Below are 18,720 nucleotides of genomic sequence, written 5' to 3' on the forward strand. Positions count from 1 at the left end.
GACTAACTTGGCCGCCCGGCCGAAGCCGGCGGCAACCGCCACGCGTCGCGCCGCTCGCCGGGATCAGCCCGGCATCGCAGGTTCGACGCGCCGCGGCGCATAGGTTTCCCAGCCGCTGCAACCGGGGCACTGCCAGTAGAAGAGCCGTGCCCGGAAACCGCAATTCTGGCACGTATAGCGCGGCAGATTCTTGGTGCGCTGCCGGATCAGCGCGCGCATCATTTCAAGCTCCTTACGGCGCGGCTCGTCGGCCGCGGCGATCTGCGCATCCAGCAGGTGCAGCATGCCCGACAGGTTCGGCGACTTCTCCATCTGCGCGCGCGCGAGTGCGTGCGCAGCGTCCTGGCCGCGCATGCCCGCGATGTGCTGATACGCGATGTCGAGCAGATCGTTCGACGGATAGCGATCGACATAGCCCATCAGCAGCTCCGCGCCGTCGACCGGCTTGCCGAGCGCGATGTACGCCTTCATCAGTTTGTCGGCGACGAGCGGCAGGTAGGCGGGGTTCTGCGTTTCGACGCGCTTCCAGTGACCGATCGCGGCGGCGGGATCGCCGGCCGCTTCGGCCGCGTCGCCCGACAGGATCGTCGCGCGCACGTTCTGCGGGTTCGCCGCGAGCGCGAGCTTCAACTGCTCGGCCGCCGCCGCGGTGTTCTTGCGCTGCAGCGCATCCTGCGCGATTTCGCAGTGGAACTGCGCGATTTCGATGCCGAGCGGCTTGTCGCTCATCGACTCGATGCGTCGCGCGGTGTCGATCGACTTGTTCCAGTCCTTTTCGATCTCGTAGATCGTCAGCAACGCCCGCTGCGCACCGAGCGCGTAGTCGCCGTCGGCGAGGCGGTGGAACGCCTCCTCCGCCCGGTCGAGCAGGCCGGCCTTCAGGAAGTCCTGGCCGAGCTCGTACAGCGCGTGGTCGCGCTCGTTCACCGGCAGGTCCGTGCGGCTCAGCAGGTTCTGGTGGACGCGGATCGCGCGGTCCGTCTCGCCGCGGCGGCGAAACAGGTTGCCGAGCGCGAAGTGCAGCTCGACCGTCTCGGGGTCGAGCTTGGCGACCTCGATGAACGCGTCGATCGCCTTGTCCGGTTGTTCGTTCAACAGAAAATTCAGGCCGCGAAAATACGAGCGCGGCAGGTTGGCGCTCTCCGACAGGAGATTCTTCAGGTCATAGCGTGACGCCGCCCATCCGAGCGCGAACGCGACAGGAATCGCGAGCAACCACCAGAAATCCAGATCCATGCGAGATATCGAAGCAGAGACGAAAACCGCGCAAAATTCGCGCGGCGTCGGTGTTAAATGACGGGCGGCATCGGCGGCTGGTCGACGACCGCCGGGGTTTCACGCGCGGCGCGCAGATCCCGCTTGAGACGTCCGTTCTCCAGACGCAGCCGGAAGATCGACGGCAGCGCAGACAGCAGACCGGCCAGCAGACCGACGACGAAGAACGCGAGACCGATCAGGATCAGCGGCGCCTGCCACGCGTAGCCGGCAACGAAATTCAGCGTCGCGGTTTGCGTATTGGCCAGCGCGAGCACCAGCAGCAGCACGAACACCAATACCCGGATCAGCCAGACGATAAACTTCATGTAGCCCTCTCTTTGTTGAGGTTTGCCGCGGCGCGCGACTCCCCTTCGCGTCGCCGAATCGACCCGTATTGTAAAGGATGCGTTTCGGCGTCAGCGCAGATCGTTCGGAGTGCGTCGTCCTGCCGCCGCCGGAAATGAAAAAAGCGCCCGCTAGGGGCGCTTTCTTTTCAGCCTTCGCCGAACAGGTTCCGGGCAAACCGCACGACGCTCAACGCTCGTCGTCCGGATCGTCAGCTTTCAGCGGCTCACCGGCGCGACCGTCGACGCGCTCACGCAATTCCTTGCCGGGCTTGAAGTGCGGCACGAACTTCTCGGGCACCTGCACTTTCTCCCCCGACTTCGGGTTGCGTCCGACGCGCGCCGGGCGACGGTTGAGGCCGAAGCTGCCGAAACCGCGAATTTCGATGCGATGCCCTTTCGACAGAGCGTCGGACATCGCATCGAGCATCGTTTTCACCGCGAAATCCGCATCCTTGAGGACAAGTTGCGGAAATCGCAGTGCCAGCTGTGCGACCAACTCGGATTTGGTCATACTTCAGCAGACCTCGCGAGGCTTACTGGTTCTGGCCGTCGAGCTTCGCCTTCAGCAGCGCGCCGAGGTTGGTCGTACCGGTCGCAGCAGCGCTCGAGTCCGACTGCAGGCCGCGGATCGCTTCCTGTTGTTCAGCCGAGTCCTTCGCCTTGATCGACAGGTTGATGCCGCGCGACTTGCGATCGATGTTGATCACCATCGCGTTGACCTTGTCGCCTTCCTTCAGCACGTTGCGTGCGTCTTCGACGCGATCCTGCGAGATTTCCGAAGCGCGCAGGTAGCCTTCGATGTCGCCCGTCAGCGTGATCACGGCGCCCTTCGCATCGACCGACTTCACCACGCCGTCGACGATCGAACCCTTGTCGTTCATTGCAACGTAGTTGCTGAACGGGTCGCCTTCGAGCTGCTTGATGCCGAGCGAAATACGCTCCTTCTCGACGTCGATACCGAGCACGATCGCTTCGACTTCGTCGCCCTTCTTGTACTTGCGAACGGCTTCTTCGCCGGCTTCGCTCCACGACAGGTCCGACAGGTGGACCAGGCCGTCGATGCCGCCCGGCAGACCGATGAACACGCCGAAGTCGGTGATCGACTTGATTGCGCCCGTGATCTTGTCGCCCTTCTTGAAGTTGCGGCTGAAGTCATCCCACGGATTCGGCTTGCACTGCTTCATGCCGAGGCTGATACGACGACGGTCTTCGTCGATCTCGAGGACCATGACTTCGACTTCGTCGCCCAGCTGGACAACCTTCGACGGTGCGACGTTCTTGTTGGTCCAGTCCATTTCCGACACGTGGACCAGGCCTTCGATGCCCGATTCCACTTCGACGAATGCGCCGTAGTCGGTGATGTTCGTGACCTTGCCGAACAGGCGCGTGCCCGACGGGTAACGGCGCGAGATGCCTTCCCACGGATCGTCGCCCAGTTGCTTGATGCCCAGCGAGACGCGGTTCTTCTCTTGGTCGAACTTGAGGATCTTCGCGGTGACTTCCTGGCCAACCGACAGGACTTCGCTCGGGTGACGCACGCGACGCCATGCGATGTCGGTGATGTGCAGCAGGCCGTCGATGCCGCCGAGGTCGACGAACGCGCCGTAGTCGGTGATGTTCTTGACCACGCCGTTGACGATCGCGCCTTCCTTCAGCGTCTCGAGCAGCTTCGCGCGCTCTTCGCCTTGCGTTGCCTCGATCACGGCACGACGCGACAGCACGACGTTGTTACGCTTGCGATCGAGCTTGATCACGCGGAACTCGAGCGTCTTGCCTTCGTACGGGGTCGTGTCCTTGACCGGACGCGTATCGACCAGCGAACCCGGCAGGAACGCGCGGATGCCGTTGACCATCACGGTCATGCCGCCCTTCACCTTGCCGGTGATGGTGCCGGTGACGAGTTCGTTGTTGTCGAGGGCCTTTTCCAGCGACAGCCACGATGCAAGGCGCTTCGCCTTGTCGCGCGACAGGATCGTGTCGCCGTAGCCGTTTTCGAGTGCGTCGATCGCGACGGACACGAAATCGCCCGACTGCACCTCAACCTCGCCCTGATCGTTCAGGAATTCCTCGATCGGAATGTAAGCCTCGGACTTCAGGCCTGCATTGACGACCACGAAGTTGTGGTCGACGCGCACGACTTCGGCGGAAATCACTTCGCCGGCGCGCATGTCTTGGCGGGTCAGCGACTCTTCGAACAGAGCCGCAAAGGATTCGGTATTCGGGGTGGAGGTTTGCAGGTCGGACATAAAAATCGGATTGTGCATGGATCGCTGTGCCACGCCGGCCGGAATGGCAGGCTGAAAGAGCCAGATCGAAACCATACGGGGTTAAGGGTTTGAAACACGCTGAGCGCTCGCGCGCCCAGCACCTACTGCTGCCCGCCTTTTCAGGCCGGCTGGCCGAGCGCCCGGTACCACTGCAGCACCTGATCGACCGCTTGATCGACCGAAAGCGCCGACGTATCGAGCAGCTTGGCATCTGCCGCGGGCTTCAGCGGCGCGGCCGCGCGATTGCTGTCACGCGCGTCACGCTCACGCAAATCCCGGAGCAAGTCATCTATATTAGCAGAAAATCCTTTTTGCATCAATTGCTTATGCCGCCTCGCCGCGCGAGCCTCGGCGCTGGCCGTCAGAAACACCTTGAGCACGGCGTCCGGGAAGATCACGGTGCCCATGTCGCGGCCGTCCGCGACGAGGCCCGGCGTCTTGCGGAAGGCCCGCTGGCGCGCCACCAGCGCCACGCGCACCGGGCCGTGCACGGCGATCGCCGACGCGCGGTTGCCGACCGCCTCCGCGCGGATGTCGTTCGACACGTCGACGCCGTCGAGCTGCGCGCAGCCCTCGCGAAACGTGATGTGGAGGTCGTCGATCAGCTTCACGAGCGCGTCGATGTCCTGCGCGTCGATCCCGTAGCGCACGCTCGCGAGCGCAGCGAGCCGGTACAGCGCGCCGCTGTCGAGCAGGTGAAAGCCGAGGTGCGCGGCGACGAGCGCCGCGACGGTGCCCTTGCCGGAAGCGGTCGGGCCGTCGATCGTGATGACGGGGGTCGGGTGAAAGGGTCGGGTCGATTTCATCGGGTACGGTCGGTCAGGCCTTGGCGAGCGCGGCGAAGCGGTCGAAATAGTCGGGGAACGTCTTGCCGACGCACTTCGGGTCGTTGATCCGCACGGGCACGCCGCCCAGGCTGACGAGCGAGAAGCACATCGCCATCCGGTGATCGTCGTAGGTGTCGATCGTCGCGTTCGGCGTGAGCCGCTGAGGCGGCGTGACGACCAGATAGTCGGGCCCCTCCTCGACCACCGCGCCGAGCTTGCGCAATTCGGTCGCCATCGCCGCGATGCGGTCGGTTTCCTTCACGCGCCAGCTCGCGATGTTGCGCAGCGTGCTCGTGCCGCTCGCAAAGAGCGCCGCGACCGCGATCGTCATCGCGGCGTCCGGAATCAGGTTGAAATCCATGTCGATCGGATCGAGCTTGCCGTGATCGTGGCCGATGCCGCGCACCTCGATCCAGTCGTCGCCCATCGAAACGTTCGCGCCCATCTGCATCAGCGCGTTCGCGAAGCCGACGTCGCCCTGGATGCTCGCCCGGCCGACGCCCTCGACGCGCAGCGGGCCGCCGCCGAGCGCGCCGGCCGCGAGGAAATACGACGCCGACGACGCGTCGCCCTCGACCATGATGCGCCCCGGCGAGCGGTAACGGACCCCGGCCGGCACGACGAAGCGCTGCCAGCCGTCGCGCTCGACGGTCACGCCGAAGCGTTCCATCAGTCGAATGGTGATGTCGATGTACGGCTTCGAGATCAGTTCGCCGTCGACTTCGACGACGATCTTGCCGTCCTTCGCCTTCACGAGCGGCAAGGTCATCAGTAGCGCGGTCAGGAACTGGCTCGACACGTCGCCGCGCACGCGGATCGGCGCGTCGACCGTGATCGCCGCCGGCTTGATCCGCAGCGGCGGAAAGCCTTCGTTCTGTTCGTAATCGATCTGCGCGCCGATTTGCCGCAGGCCGTCGACGAGATCGCCGATCGGCCGCTCGTGCATGCGCGGCACGCCGTGCACGCGGTAGTCGCCGCCGTTGACCGCAAGCGCCGCCGTCAGCGGGCGCACCGCGGTGCCGGCGTTGCCGAGGAACAGATCGGCCGTCCTCGCGGTGAACGCGCCGCGCGTGCCGGCGACGACGCAGGTGTCGGCGTCGCGCGTGAGACGCACGCCCAGCTTGCCGAGCGCGTCGAGCATCACGCGCGTGTCGTCGGAATCGAGCAGGTTCGTGATCGTCGTTTCGCCTTCGGCGAGCGCCGCGAGCAACAGCACGCGGTTCGAAATGCTCTTGGAGCCGGGAAGTCGCACGGTGCCGGAGGCACTGGAGTACGGGCCGAGATCGAGATAGTCCATGTGAATCGTCCTGTTATTTCTTGACCGGTTCTGCAGCGGGCTGCGCGCCGCGCTCCTGCCACGCCTTGCGCGCGGCGCGCGAGCGCGTGAATACGGCTTCGAGCGCGGCGCCGTCGCCGGCGTCGATCGCCGCGCGCAGCCGTGCGAGCACGCGCGTGTAGCCGTCGAGTTCGTCGAGCAGCGCCGCGCGGTTGGCGACGCACACGTCGCGCCACATTTCGGGGCTCGACGCCGCGATCCGCGTGAAGTCGCGGAAGCCGCCGGCCGCATATGAGAATTTCAGCTCCGCATCGGCCTCGCCGAGGATCTGCTCGACGAGCGCGAACGACAGCACGTGCGGCAAATGGCTGATCGAGGCGAATACGCGATCGTGCTGGGCCGCGCTCATCGTGCGCACGTCGGCGCCGGTCGCCTGCCACATCGCGTCGATCCGCGCGACCGTCTCGGGTGCGTTCTCCGCGAGCGGGCACAACACGACGTTGCGGCCGACGTACAGGTCCGGCAACGCGGCTTCGACACCGCTCGACTCGCGGCCGGCGATCGGATGGCCCGGCACGAACTGGGCGATCCGCTCACCGAGCGCCGCGCGCGCGGCCGCGACGACGTCGGACTTGGTGCTGCCCGCATCGGTGACGATCGTCGCGGCGTCCAGCCACGGCGCGATGCGCGCGAGCAACGGCTCCGTCTGCGCGACCGGCGCGGCGAGCAGCACCAGATCGGCGCCGGCCAGCGCGTCGCGCAGTTGCGCGTCGTCGTCGAGCGCCGCCGCGCGGTCGATCACGCCGAGCGCCAGCGCGCGCTCGACCGACGCACGCGACCGGCCCACGCCGACGATCTCGCCCGCCCCGCCCGAGGCGCGCTCGCGCAACGCGCGCGCCAGCGATCCGCCGATCAGGCCGACGCCGAAAATGACCAGTTTGTTGAATGCAAAGCCTGACACGACATGAGCCAAGTGACGCGCACGGAACGATGCCCGCGCACGGAAGTCCAGATCCCGGGCACCGGGCGCACACCCGGCGCGACCTGCGCCGGATACCGCCCGAACCCGCCGTCGGCAGCGCGGCCCGGCCGGCGCTGCCCCTTCGCCGCCTCGCCGCGTCGCCCGCGCAGGGCAGGCGACGGGCCGCCGCGCATCAGCGCGCGCGCGGATACGAACCGAGTATCTTCAGGAACGCTGCTTTCTGGCCGAGCTCCGCGAGCGCGGCGGCCACCGCCGCGTCGTCCCGGTGCCCTTCGATGTCGATGTAGAAGTAGTACTCCCACGTGCCGACCCGCGCCGGCCGCGATTCGAAGCGCGTCATCGACACGCCGTGCCGCGCGAGCGGCTCGAGCAGCTTGAACACCGCGCCCGGCTCGTTCTTCACCGAGACGATCAGCGATGTCTGGTCGTGACCGCTCTGGCCGGCCGGCTGCTTGCCGACGATCACGAAGCGCGTGCGGTTGTGCGGATCGTCCTGGATCAACGAGAACGCGACCTGGAGCCCGTAGTGCGCGGCCGCACGATCGCCGGCGATCGCCGCGACGCTCGGGTCGGCCGCCGCGAGACGGGCTGCCTCGGCATTGCTCGACACCGCTTGCCGCTCGAGCTGCGGCGCGTTCGCCGCGAGCCACTGCTGGCATTGCGCGAGCGCCTGAGCGTGCGCGCAGACGCGCGTCACGCCGGCGAGCGTGCCGCTTTGCGTGAGCAGGTTGTGATGGATCGGCAGCGCGAGTTCGCCGCTGATCAGCAACTGCGTCTGCAGCAGCAGGTCGAGCGTGCGCGACACCGCGCCCTCGGTCGAATTCTCGACCGGCGCGATCCCGAAGGCGGCCGCGCCCGCCTCGACCGAGCGGAATACTTCGTCGATCGACGGGCACGGCAGTCCTTCGATCGACTGGCCGAAATACTCGAACATCGCCTGTTCGCTGTACGTGCCCACCGGCCCGAGGAATGCGACGTGGATCGTCTGCTCGAGCGCGCGGCTCGCGGCCATGATCTCGCGCCAGATCGCGCTGATGTGCTCGCCCGCGAGCGGCCCGGCGCTCATGTCCTGCAGGCGCGCGATGACCTGCAGCTCGCGCTCCGGCCGGAACACCGGCGCGTTGAAGTGCTTCTTGACCTCGCCCACCTCGAGCGCCACCGCGGCGCGCTGGTTGAGGAGCGCGATCAGCTGCGCGTCGATCGCATCGATGCGGTCGCGCAGCGGTTTCAGGCGGGAATTCAGTTCGTCGTCCATGCGTTTTGCCGTGCTGTTTGAACAGCGCGCCGTCAGGCGTCGCGCCGTTCGAAGTCCTTCATGTACTCGACGAGCGCCTTCACGCCCTCGAGCGGCACCGCGTTGTAGATCGACGCCCGCATGCCGCCGACGGACTTGTGGCCCTTCAGCTGCAGCAGCCCGCGCGCCTTTGCGCCGGCGAGGAAGTCTTCATTGCGCGTTTCGTCGGCCAGGAAAAACGGCACGTTCATCCGCGAACGCACCGCCGGCTCGACCTTGTTCAGATAGAAGCCGCTCGCGTCGATCGTGTCGTAGAGCAGCTTCGCCTTCTCGATGTTGCGGGCCTCGATTGCCGCGAGGCCGCCCTGCCGCTTCAGCCACTGGAACACGAGGCCCGCGATGTAGATCGCGTAGGTGGGCGGCGTGTTGTACAGCGAGTTGTTCTCGGCGACGGTCTTCCATTCGAATGCCGACGGGCAGATCGACAGCGCGCGGTCGAGCAGATCCTCGCGAACGATCACGACGGTCACGCCGGCCATCCCGATGTTCTTCTGCGCGCCGCCGAACAGCACGCCGTACTTCGCGACGTCCATCGGACGCGACAGGATGTGCGACGACACGTCGGCCACGAGCGGCACGTCGCCGAGGTCGGGAATCTCGAACGTCTCGACGCCGTCGATCGTTTCGTTGGTGCACAGATGCACATAGGCCGGATCGTCCGACAGCTGCCATTCGGCGCGCGCGGGGGCGCGCGTGAAACCGTCGGCCGTCTTGCCCGAGGCCGCCAGATGCGGCGTGCAGTACTTCTTGGCTTCGTTGAACGACTTCTGCGACCACGAACCGGTGACGACGAAGTCGGCGCTCTTGCGCGAACCGAGCAGGTTCATCGGCACGATCGCGTTCTCGGCGATGCCGCCGCCCTGCAGGAACAGGATCCGGTGGCTGGCCGGCACGTCGAGCAGATCGCGCAGGTCGGCCAGCGCGGTTTCGTGGATCGACATGAATTCCTTGCCGCGATGGCTCATCTCCATCACGCTCATGCCGCTGCCGTGCCAGTCGAGCATTTCGTCGGCGGCTTGCCGCAGCACTTCCTCGGGGAGCGCCGCTGGGCCGGCGGAGAAATTAAAGACGCGCATCGTGAATAACCTCGGGACGGACGCGGACCGGCTTGCGGCCGGCTCGCTGCCGGCAGAAAGACCGCGCCACAAAAAGGAATGGCCGCTTGCGCTCGCGCGCAAACGGCCATTATCGCACTGTCATCAGGCTCCCGCCAAACCCGACCGGACGGCCGGGCGGCGCGCCCGGACCGCTTACTTGCCCGGCTTGACCGCGGCGACTTCCTTGTCAGCCTGCGTGCGCGTTGCCTGGATCGCTTGCGGCATGTACTTCTGCATCAGGCCGTTGACGACGTCGCGGCCAACCTGATCCTGAACCTGGATGAACTTGCGGCCCGTCGGGCTCTTGTAGAACGTCGTCAGATCCTTGATCTCCGACGTGCTGTAGTACTTCGCGTACGCGTCGTACTGAGCCGACATCGCATCGTTCTGGAACTGCTGCGTGCCGAACACCTTGCCCGCGCCGTCGACCAGCTTCGGCACTGCGTTCTTTTGCAGCGTCGGCACGGCGGCCTGCTTCTGCTTGTCGTTCAGCGTCTTGTTTTCCGACAGCGCGTCCGACAGGATCGCCGGAACGAGTTGCTTCGCTTGCATCTCGGCGCTGTTGCCGATTGCCGACACGAGCTTCGGCGCGTCGATCGCGTCGAGCAGATCCTTGATCGCCGCCTTCTTGTCGGCGTCGATCGGCGCAGCTGCCGCGGTCGCAGCCGGTGCGGAATTCGACAGCGCTTGCGCCATCGCGAACGTCGGCACCAGTGCAGCCAGCAGAACCAGTTGCTTGAATTGCTTTTGCATCATCACTCCCTTGTGGAAATATGAATGGTTGCTCGCCGACCGCGGCGCTTCACGCCCGCGGCGGCTCGAGTCTCATCCCGTTGTTCAGGCTTCGCCGTCCGACGCCTCGTCGACTTCGCCCTCACCCTCTTCGGCTTCAGCGATCTGCTGCAGGCCGGAGAGCTTCGTGCCCTCATCAAGACTGATGAGTGTAACACCTTGCGTAGCCCGTCCCATCTCGCGGATCTCGGACACACGGGTGCGGATCAATACGCCGGCAGTCGTGATCAGCATGATCTGATCTTCGGCGTCGACGAGCGTCGCGGCGACCACCTTGCCGTTGCGCTCGGACGTCTGGATCGCGATCATCCCCTTCGTGCCGCGGCCGTGACGCGTGTACTCGGTGATCGGGGTGCGCTTGCCGTAGCCGTTCTCGGTCGCGGTGAGCACCGTCTGCTCCTCGCTGCCCGCGACCAGCATCGCGATGACCTGCTGACCGTCCTCGAGCTGCATGCCGCGCACGCCGCGCGCTTCGCGGCCCATCGGACGCACGTCGTTCTCGTCGAAGCGCACGGCCTTGCCGGCATCGGAGAACAGCATCACGTCGTGGGCGCCGTCGGTGATCGACGCGCCGATCAGGAAATCGCCGTCATCGAGACCGACCGCGATGATGCCCTTCTTCATCGGGCGGCTGAATGCTTCCAGCGGTGTCTTCTTCACGGTGCCGAGCGACGTCGCCATGAACACGAACTTGTCGGCCGAGAATTCCTTGACCGGCAGCACCACGTTGATCTTCTCGCCTTCCTGCAGCGGGAACATGTTGACGATCGGGCGGCCGCGCGAGTTGCGCGAGCCCTGCGGCACTTCATACACCTTGACCCAGTACACGCGGCCGCGGTTCGAGAAGCACAGGATGTAATCGTGCGTGTTCGCGATGAACAGCGTCTCGATCCAGTCGTCTTCCTTCATCTGCGTCGCCTGCTTGCCGCGGCCGCCGCGCTTCTGCGCGCGGTACTCGGACAGCGGCTGCGACTTCACGTAGCCCGCATGCGACATCGTGACGACCATGTCCTGCGGCGTGATCAGGTCTTCGGTGTTCAGTTCGGTCGCGTTCAGCTCGATCTTCGAGCGGCGCGCGTCGCCGAACTCGGCCTTCACCGACGTCAGCTCCTCGCCGATCATCGTCGTGATCCGCTCCGGGCGCGCGAGGATGTCCAGCAGGTCGGCGATCTGCGCCATCACTTCGCGGTACTCGCCGATGATCTTGTCCTGCTCGAGACCGGTCAGGCGTTGCAGGCGCATCTGCAGGATTTCCTGCGCCTGCGTGTCGGACAGGCGGTACAGCCCGTCGCCCTGCATCCCGAACGCCGGGTTCAGCCCTTCCGGACGATACGCGGCGCGACCGCCGGCCGCGGCGTTCTCCGTCTCGGCGCGCGCGAGCATCTCGCGCACGAGCGACGAATCCCACGACCGCTCCATCAGCCCCTGCTTCGCGATCGGCGGCGTCGGCGCGGCCTTGATGATCTCGATGAATTCGTCGATGTTGGCGAGCGCGACTGCGAGACCTTCGAGCACGTGGCCGCGTTCGCGAGCCTTGCGCAGTTCGTAGATCGTGCGGCGCGTCAGCACTTCGCGTCGGTGCGACAGGAAGCACTGCAGGATTTCCTTCAGGTTCAGCAGCTTCGGCTGGCCGTCGACGAGCGCGACCATGTTCATGCCGAACGTGTCCTGCAGCTGCGTCGCCTTGTACAGGTTGTTCAGCACGACCTCGGGCACTTCGCCGCGCTTCAGTTCGATCACGACACGCATGCCGCTCTTGTCGGACTCGTCGCGGATGTCCGAGATGCCTTCGAGCTTCTTCTCGTTGACGAGCTCGGCGATACGCTCGAGCAGCGAGCGCTTGTTCACCTGGTACGGGAGCTCGTCGACGATGATCGCCATCCGCTGGCCACGGTCGATCTCCTCGAAGTGCGTGGCCGCGCGCATCACGACGCGGCCGCGCCCGGTGCGATAGCCGTCGCGTACGCCGGCCACGCCGTAGATGATGCCGGCCGTCGGGAAGTCCGGCGCCGGGATGATCTCGATCAGCTCGTCGATCGTCGCTCCCGGGTTGTTCAGCAGATGCTGGCACGCGTCAACGACTTCGTTCAGGTTGTGCGGCGGAATGTTGGTCGCCATGCCGACCGCGATGCCCGACGAGCCGTTGATCAGCAGGTTCGGAATGCGCGACGGCAGGACCGACGGCTGCGTTTCGTTGCCGTCGTAGTTCGGCTCGAAGTCGACCGTTTCCTTGTCGATGTCGGCCAGCAGCTCATGCCCGATCTTCGCCATACGAATTTCGGTGTAACGCATCGCCGCGGCGTTGTCGCCGTCGATCGAGCCGAAGTTGCCCTGCCCGTCGATCAGCATGTAGCGCAGCGAGAAGTCCTGCGCCATCCGCACGATCGTGTCGTACACCGCGGTATCGCCGTGCGGATGGTACTTACCGATCACGTCACCGACGATACGCGCCGACTTCTTGTACGCGCGGTTCCAGTCGTTGTTCAGTTCGTGCATCGCGAACAGTACGCGCCGGTGCACGGGCTTCAGGCCATCGCGGACATCCGGGAGGGCACGTCCGACGATCACGCTCATCGCGTAATCGAGATACGAACGGCGCATTTCCTCCTCTAGGGAGGTGGGCAGGGTCTCTTTGGCGAATTGATCCATGTATCCGTATCGTTTCGGAGCGAAGACGGCGAACGCCTTTCGCGTGGGCGCTGCATGCGCAACGCAACGCGAGATTCTAACATGCGCCCATCCGCAGCCAATTCGCGACCCCCAACTATATGTAAACAGCAAAAATCGGAGCTGCGGTGCGATGCCCGCCCCGGCCGCGATCGCGCCCTCCTTTGGTGCGCGGGCGAGTCCTGCGACGTGGCGTCGCGGCAGCGGGTAAACATAGGCGTCGTTTCCCGCAATTTCCCCGCTCCACTCTTGACAATTTCTTAAAGTTGCGGCAGGCGAGTGTTGCGCATGCACCACAAAGTGGGGGTGATCTTGGGGTGGGGAGGATTTTTTTTCGTAGGAAGGGAACGATATGGCAAAATGCCAACGCACTGAAAGTTAGACGCTGCTCGAAGTCTACACAGAGCGGTGCCGCGTTTTTTGTGCCGCACCAATGTTATACTTCGAGCAATGTATGACTTGTCACCGTCAACAGGCTCGCAGTAAACCTGCGGTAATCTCAATTTCGAGAGGAGAAATATGAATAAACTTTCAAAGCTCGCGTTCATTGCAGCTACCGCAGTTATGGCTGCATCCGCTTCGGCACAGTCGGTGCCGGCGTCGCGTCAAGCCGTCAACGACAACTGGGTGAACGGTACGGGCGAATGGGTGTGGATGAACGGCACGAACGAGCTCTGCTGGCGTGACGCGTTCTGGACGCCGGCCACCGCCAACGCAAAGTGCGATGGCGCACTGGTCGCCCAGGCACCGCAACCGCCGGTCGCTCCGGCTGCTGCACCGGCAATTTCGAGCCAGAAGATCACGTACCAAGCCGACGCGCTGTTCGACTTCGACAAGGCAACGCTCAAGCCGCTGGGCAAGCAGAAGCTGGACGAACTGGCATCGAAGATCGAGGGCATGAACACGGAAGTGGTCGTCGCCACCGGCTACACGGACCGCATCGGTTCGGACAAGTACAACGACCGTCTGTCGCTGCGCCGTGCGCAAGCAGTCAAGTCGTACCTGGTCAGCAAGGGCATCCCGGCCAACAAGATCTACACGGAAGGCAAGGGCAAGCGCAATCCGGTTACGACGGGCTGCAACCAGAAGAACCGCAAGCAACTGATCGCCTGCCTCGCACCGGACCGCCGCGTGGAAGTCGAAGTGGTCGGTACGCAGCAAGTGCAGAAGACGACCGTTCCGGCGCAGTAAGCCACGGTTTCGACTGCTCCAAAGCCCCGCTCCGGCGGGGCTTTTTCATTGATGCCCGTCCAGGCGCTTGCTGGCCTCGTTGTCCGCCCGCTTATATACTTGCGGCTGACGTACCGACGCACCGCCCTCCTTCCGTACCCGTTTGCCGACATGACCAACGCCGATCCGCACGAACTCCAGAAATTCAGCGACCTCGCCCATCGGTGGTGGGATCCGAACGCCGAATTCAAGCCCTTGCACGACCTGAACCCGGTCCGGCTCGGCTGGATCGACTCGCATGCGCATCTGGCCGGCAAGCGCGCGCTCGATATCGGTTGCGGCGGCGGCATCCTGTCCGAATCGATGGCCGGGCTCGGCGCGCAGGTCAAAGGCATCGACCTGTCGAACGAAGCGCTCGGCGTCGCCGATCTGCACAGCCTCGAAAGCGGCATCACCGTCGATTACGAGGCGATCGCCGCCGAAGCGATCGCCGAGCGCGAGCCCGGCAGCTACGACGTCGTCACCTGCATGGAAATGCTCGAGCACGTGCCGTCGCCGGCCGGCGTCGTCTCTGCCTGCGCGAAGCTCGTGAAGCCCGGCGGCTGGGTGTTCTTCTCGACGCTGAACCGCAACCTCAAGTCGTACCTGTTCGCGGTGATCGGCGCCGAGTACATCGCGCAGATGCTGCCGAAGGGCACGCACGACTACGCGCGCTTCATCCGCCCGTCGGAACTGGCCGGTTTCGTGCGCGCGACCGATCTGCACATCGTCGAGCTCAAGGGCATCACCTATCACCCGATCGGCAAGCGCTTTGCGCTGTCGAACGACACCGACATCAACTATCTCGTCGCGTGCCGCCGCGGCGCGTAATCCTCGACCCGGCATGACGACCTCCCTTTCGACCGAGCGCACGACGCTCGACGCACCGCGGCTGACGCAGTGCGACGCCGTGCTGTTCGATCTCGACGGCACGCTCGCCGATACGGCGCCCGATCTCGCCGCCGCCGTCCACAAGATGCAGCGCGTGCGCGGCCTGCCCGAGACGCCGCTCGACGTGCTGCGGCCGCTCGCGTCGGCCGGCGCCCGCGGCCTGCTCGGCGGCGCGTTCGGCATCGATCCGCAGACGCCCGGCTACGACGCGATGCGCGACGAGTTCCTCGCCAACTATGCGACGGACATCTGCGTGCACACCGCGCTGTTTCCGGGGATCGGCGACGTGCTGGACGAACTGGACGCGCGCCGCGTGCGCTGGGGCATCGTCACCAACAAGGTGATGCGCCTCACCGCACCGCTCGCCGACCTGCTCGGCCTCGCGGCACGCGCGGCCTGCATCGTCGGAGGCGACACGACGCCGCACTCGAAGCCCCATCCGGCCCCGCTGCTGCACGCAGCCGCACAACTGACGCTCGCGCCCGAGCGGATCGTCTATGTCGGCGACGACCTGCGCGACATCCAGGCCGGCACCGCGGCCGGCATGGCGACGGTCGCAGCCGCGTATGGCTACTGCGGCGACGGCGCTGCGCCGGCCGACTGGCAGGCGCAGCATCTCGTCGACACGACGCTGCAACTGCGCGAACTGCTGCGCGATGTTGGGCTATAATGGTCGATCTTATCCGCGGGGGCGACCTGGTTTCGACAGGGGTTGTGAAGCGGCTAGGGCATGTCGAGGACCCGTCACCTCGTTAATCAATGGGAAAAACGTAACTGCAAACGACGATACGTTCGCACTGGCAGCCTAACGGCCGCCGTCCTCTGCCTAGTTCACTGACGGGCTAGTGTCGCAAGACCGGTAGCAATACCGACAGAGGTCATATACGTCAGTTAAGCCTTGGCGGCGTCGCGACGTCCGGGTCGAAAACTTAGCGAATCGCCGTAGTGCAGCGTGTTCGTCCGCGTCGCTGCGGTTAAATCAAATGACTGAACTAAACATGTAGAACTAGTCGTGGAGCGCTTCTGGACGCGGGTTCGATTCCCGCCGCCTCCACCAAATACACGGCAACGCAGTTCGGCGCGTTGCCAGGAAAAACCCGCGACAGCGTCACGCTTCGCGGGTTTTTTATTGCCGTTCGGCTGGTCCGAGCGCCCACAATCACACGTGCGGAGCGAAATTTCGCCGCGCGGCGATTTCCGTGTCGTGCCCCTGTCCTGCCGGATGTGTCTCGAACTCTTCCAATGCGGGAAGGCGCTCTGCCCGATCGCGGCCCGCGTTGAAACACAGCTGCCCTAGTACAGCCAGCCCGCAGCGCCCCGCAAACTTCCCGTCCAGACGAACAAAACCCCGCACGACACGCGTCTGCGGGGTTGCTTGTTGCCAACGAACGATACGTCACGCGCCATTTGAAAAAGCGCCCAGCCCCGGACGGGCCGGGCAGAATACCGCCGGTACGCCGGCGGCAGGAGGTGACGGACGTCCGCAGCCGCTCGCGCGGCGATCGACCGCGCCGAACGGCGTCTGCCCGACGGCGCGGGCCGGGAGCACGACACCTCGTCGCTCCCGGCCCGCGCTTTCGTCGGGCAGTGCGCAGCTTAGCTGCCGCGATACAGCGACTTCATTTCTTCAACGCTGGCCGGACGCACGCCGATCGCGCGCGAACCCGATGCCGACGCACCCTGCACTTGCGCACCGTAGCCGCTCGCATCGGCGCCTTGCGCCTGCGCGACTGCGCGCTGCTGCTCGGCGACGCGGGCGGTCGCAGCCTGGATCGCTTCCGGATAATGCGGATCTTCGCCGCGGGCGGTGTTGTAACCGGCCTGCTGCAGTTGCACCAGTTCCGCACGAACCTGGGCGCGGGTGAGTGCCGAGCCGGACTGAGCGAACGACACGACCGGGGCGACGAGAGCGGCAGCAACGACAACAGCTTGAACGAGCGACTTCATGATGACCTACCTCCGTATTTGTCTGATCTTGCGATGAACACCCGTTCATCGCCGACAAATGGAAGTGTATGTAGGCAACTGCTTAAGAATAAGGCACGTTTCTGGAAGACATTCTTTCAGGATTACGGGTTAACCCTATAGTCCATTAGTGCGCCGGCACCCGCCCGGCAGCGCCGCATAAACGCGAGCCCCGCGAAGCGGCAGGCTTCGCGGGGCTCGGCAGACCGGCGCGCTGCGCGGCCATTGTGGCTACGCGCGCTGCGATCGGGAAGCGGTGGTTACTGCGTATCCATCGGGCACTTCAGGTTGCAGCCGTTCGGATCGCCGATGTCGCCCTTGCGACGCAGCGCAGACTTCTTGCCGCTCTGATATTTCTGCGACGGCGCCGACGCCGCGAACGGCATCTGCGGATGCTCGTTCAGGCGGAACTGATCGCTCAGAATCCCGCCGGGCACGCCCGGGGAGTTCTGCGCGAACGCAAACGGCGTGGCGGCGATCAGAAGCCCCGCGGTCAACGCTGCCGCGGAGAGAGGAACGGAAAGTTTCATGGCGGGATGACGCCTGAACGGCGTGCTTGTTGGAACGTTGATCAAGCGGCAAGCGTAGCGCAAATCCCCTGCTGCTGCAGCGCGCGCCGCACGCGCGTGCATTACCTTCCGTTGCCGCCCGGCACGGTGGCAGCCTCCCCGTCGAGCCCCGCCGCAACGCCGATCAGCGTGCCGCATGCTGCTGGATCGTAGCCGTCGAGATGCGCGACGCGCTCGACGAACGCCGGATCGCGCAGCAACGCGAGCACGTCGGCGAGCGGCCGCGACGCCAGCCGCGCGCGCTCGCATGCGAAGTAGTAATCCTCGTCGACGACCGGAATGAAATCGAGCCCGAAGTGATGGGCGGCCGGCTCGACGCCGAAGCCGAGATCCGCCATCCCGCTCGCGACGAACGCCGCGATCGCCGAGTGCGTGAGCTCGGCCGACGCATAGCCGTCGATACGCTCCGGATCGACGCCGATCGAGCGCAGCGCGAGATCGAGCAGCATTCGCGTGCCGGACCCCGGCTGCCGATTGACGAAGCGGATATCGTTGCGCGCCAGATCGGCGAGCCCGCGCACCTGCTTCGGGTTGCCGCGCGGCACGAACAATCCTTGCTGACGGCGCGTCAGATGGATCAGCACATGGCGCGTGTCGTCGAGCCACGGCCGGTAGATCTGCGCGCATTGTTCGCGAAACGCGCCACGCGGCAGATGAAAGCCGGCCAGCTCGCATTCGCCGCGTGCAAGCGCGCGGACGGCCTCGACGCTCTCGCGGTACTTGATGTCGACGGCCGCGTGCGCATCGACCAGCGCGGCCACCAGCGCCGCGACCGCATAGCCGTGCGACGCGTGGATGCGCACCGCACCGTCGCGCTGCGCGAGCCGGCGGTTCAGGTCGCTCGCCACCTCGGCGGCGAGCGACCGCAGATTCCCGTCGAGGCGCGTGTGCGCGAGGCGCTGCGCGTCGACGACGGCCCGCCCCAGTTCCGACAACGTCGAGCCCTTGCCGCGCGCCGTCTCGATCAGCTCGCCGCCGATGCACGCCTCGAGCGCGCGCAGCATGCCCCACGCGTGCCGGTAGGACAGCCCTTTCGCCTGCGCCGCCTGCGCGATGCTGCCCGTCTCGGCCACCAGCTCGAGCAATGGCGCGACGTCCGACAGGCTCGCCGAACGGCCCGCCGTGTCGCGCACGGTCAAATACGCGTCGCATTCGATTCGAATCATTTATGTACTCCGATTTCCTATTGCGGCCACGAAATCTTCCGCTTATCGTTGTTGGAAATCAATCAGAACGAAGTCACGGTGTGCGTTATATGAATTACCGGCACATATGAGACT

The 18,720-nt window shown here is 65.3% G+C and carries 17 protein-coding genes and 1 other RNA gene; 4 read left to right on the top strand and 14 right to left on the bottom strand.

Annotation, left to right across the window (positions count from 1 at the left end; genetic code table 11):
• Positions 1 to 63 precede the first annotated feature (63 nt).
• The 11 genes from lapB to gyrA form a co-directional block, all read right to left on the bottom strand.
• Entirely contained in the window at positions 64 to 1,236 is a 1,173-nt protein-coding gene (lapB, locus tag MBR110_RS12470; RefSeq protein ID WP_045579345.1) for a lipopolysaccharide assembly protein LapB, read from the bottom strand.
• Between the two features lie 53 nt (positions 1,237 to 1,289).
• On the bottom strand, positions 1,290 to 1,583 hold the full coding sequence (locus MBR110_RS12475) for a lipopolysaccharide assembly protein LapA domain-containing protein (RefSeq protein ID WP_011883826.1): 294 nt from the start codon (positions 1,581 to 1,583) through the stop codon (positions 1,290 to 1,292).
• A 208-nt stretch (positions 1,584 to 1,791) separates the two neighbouring features.
• A complete protein-coding gene (locus MBR110_RS12480) occupies positions 1,792 to 2,115 on the bottom strand; it encodes an integration host factor subunit beta (protein WP_006750752.1) in 324 nt (107 codons plus the stop codon).
• A gap of 22 nt (positions 2,116 to 2,137) precedes the next feature.
• The gene (gene rpsA, locus MBR110_RS12485) at positions 2,138 to 3,850 is read right to left on the bottom strand and encodes a 30S ribosomal protein S1 (protein WP_034176254.1); all 1,713 of its coding nucleotides are present in this window, start codon (positions 3,848 to 3,850) and stop codon (positions 2,138 to 2,140) included.
• Between the two features lie 140 nt (positions 3,851 to 3,990).
• Entirely contained in the window at positions 3,991 to 4,677 is a 687-nt protein-coding gene (cmk, locus tag MBR110_RS12490) for a (d)CMP kinase (protein WP_014722679.1), read from the bottom strand.
• A gap of 13 nt (positions 4,678 to 4,690) precedes the next feature.
• A complete protein-coding gene (gene aroA, locus MBR110_RS12495; RefSeq protein WP_011883818.1) occupies positions 4,691 to 5,995 on the bottom strand; it encodes a 3-phosphoshikimate 1-carboxyvinyltransferase in 1,305 nt (434 codons plus the stop codon).
• Positions 5,996 to 6,008: 13 nt separating this feature from the next.
• Positions 6,009 to 6,935: a prephenate dehydrogenase gene (locus MBR110_RS12500; RefSeq protein ID WP_011883816.1), complete on the bottom strand. Its 927-nt coding sequence runs from the start codon at positions 6,933 to 6,935 to the stop codon at positions 6,009 to 6,011.
• A gap of 193 nt (positions 6,936 to 7,128) precedes the next feature.
• Positions 7,129 to 8,211: a prephenate dehydratase gene (gene pheA / locus MBR110_RS12505; protein WP_011883815.1), complete on the bottom strand. Its 1,083-nt coding sequence runs from the start codon at positions 8,209 to 8,211 to the stop codon at positions 7,129 to 7,131.
• A gap of 32 nt (positions 8,212 to 8,243) precedes the next feature.
• Entirely contained in the window at positions 8,244 to 9,326 is a 1,083-nt protein-coding gene (serC, locus tag MBR110_RS12510) for a 3-phosphoserine/phosphohydroxythreonine transaminase (protein ID WP_014722677.1), read from the bottom strand.
• A gap of 174 nt (positions 9,327 to 9,500) precedes the next feature.
• A complete protein-coding gene (locus MBR110_RS12515) occupies positions 9,501 to 10,100 on the bottom strand; it encodes a DUF2059 domain-containing protein (RefSeq protein WP_011883810.1) in 600 nt (199 codons plus the stop codon).
• A gap of 84 nt (positions 10,101 to 10,184) precedes the next feature.
• Positions 10,185 to 12,788, bottom strand: coding sequence for a DNA gyrase subunit A (gyrA, locus tag MBR110_RS12520; protein ID WP_011883808.1), 2,604 nt, complete (start codon positions 12,786 to 12,788; stop codon positions 10,185 to 10,187).
• Between the two features lie 537 nt (positions 12,789 to 13,325).
• On the opposite strand from gyrA, the gene ompA reads away from it, so the two are divergent.
• The 4 genes from ompA to ssrA all read left to right on the top strand — a co-directional run bounded on the left by ompA (position 13,326) and on the right by ssrA (position 15,963).
• Positions 13,326 to 13,997 carry an outer membrane protein OmpA gene (ompA, locus tag MBR110_RS12525; RefSeq protein ID WP_011883806.1) on the top strand — a complete coding sequence of 224 codons (672 nt, stop codon included), beginning with the start codon at positions 13,326 to 13,328 and terminating at the stop codon, positions 13,995 to 13,997.
• 150 nt (positions 13,998 to 14,147) lie between these two features.
• Positions 14,148 to 14,846 carry a bifunctional 2-polyprenyl-6-hydroxyphenol methylase/3-demethylubiquinol 3-O-methyltransferase UbiG gene (gene ubiG / locus MBR110_RS12530; RefSeq protein ID WP_011883804.1) on the top strand — a complete coding sequence of 233 codons (699 nt, stop codon included), beginning with the start codon at positions 14,148 to 14,150 and terminating at the stop codon, positions 14,844 to 14,846.
• A gap of 13 nt (positions 14,847 to 14,859) precedes the next feature.
• Complete coding sequence (locus MBR110_RS12535; RefSeq protein WP_034194137.1) at positions 14,860 to 15,576, top strand: HAD-IA family hydrolase; 717 nt, start codon at positions 14,860 to 14,862, stop codon at positions 15,574 to 15,576.
• Between the two features lie 17 nt (positions 15,577 to 15,593).
• Positions 15,594 to 15,963, top strand: a transfer-messenger RNA (tmRNA) gene (gene ssrA / locus MBR110_RS12540).
• A 539-nt stretch (positions 15,964 to 16,502) separates the two neighbouring features.
• Here the strand turns inward: ssrA and MBR110_RS12545 are convergent.
• From MBR110_RS12545 to MBR110_RS12555, 3 genes are all read right to left on the bottom strand, one after another.
• Entirely contained in the window at positions 16,503 to 16,853 is a 351-nt protein-coding gene (locus MBR110_RS12545) for a DUF4148 domain-containing protein (protein ID WP_011883800.1), read from the bottom strand.
• A 278-nt stretch (positions 16,854 to 17,131) separates the two neighbouring features.
• Positions 17,132 to 17,401, bottom strand: coding sequence for a hypothetical protein (locus MBR110_RS12550; RefSeq protein ID WP_011883798.1), 270 nt, complete (start codon positions 17,399 to 17,401; stop codon positions 17,132 to 17,134).
• 101 nt (positions 17,402 to 17,502) lie between these two features.
• On the bottom strand, positions 17,503 to 18,606 hold the full coding sequence (locus MBR110_RS12555) for a substrate-binding domain-containing protein (protein ID WP_059889513.1): 1,104 nt from the start codon (positions 18,604 to 18,606) through the stop codon (positions 17,503 to 17,505).
• Between the last annotated feature and the right edge of the window lie 114 nt (positions 18,607 to 18,720).

Origin of the sequence: Burkholderia sp. MBR-1 (genome assembly GCF_013822785.1) — a bacterium.
GTDB lineage: Bacteria > Pseudomonadota > Gammaproteobacteria > Burkholderiales > Burkholderiaceae > Burkholderia > Burkholderia vietnamiensis.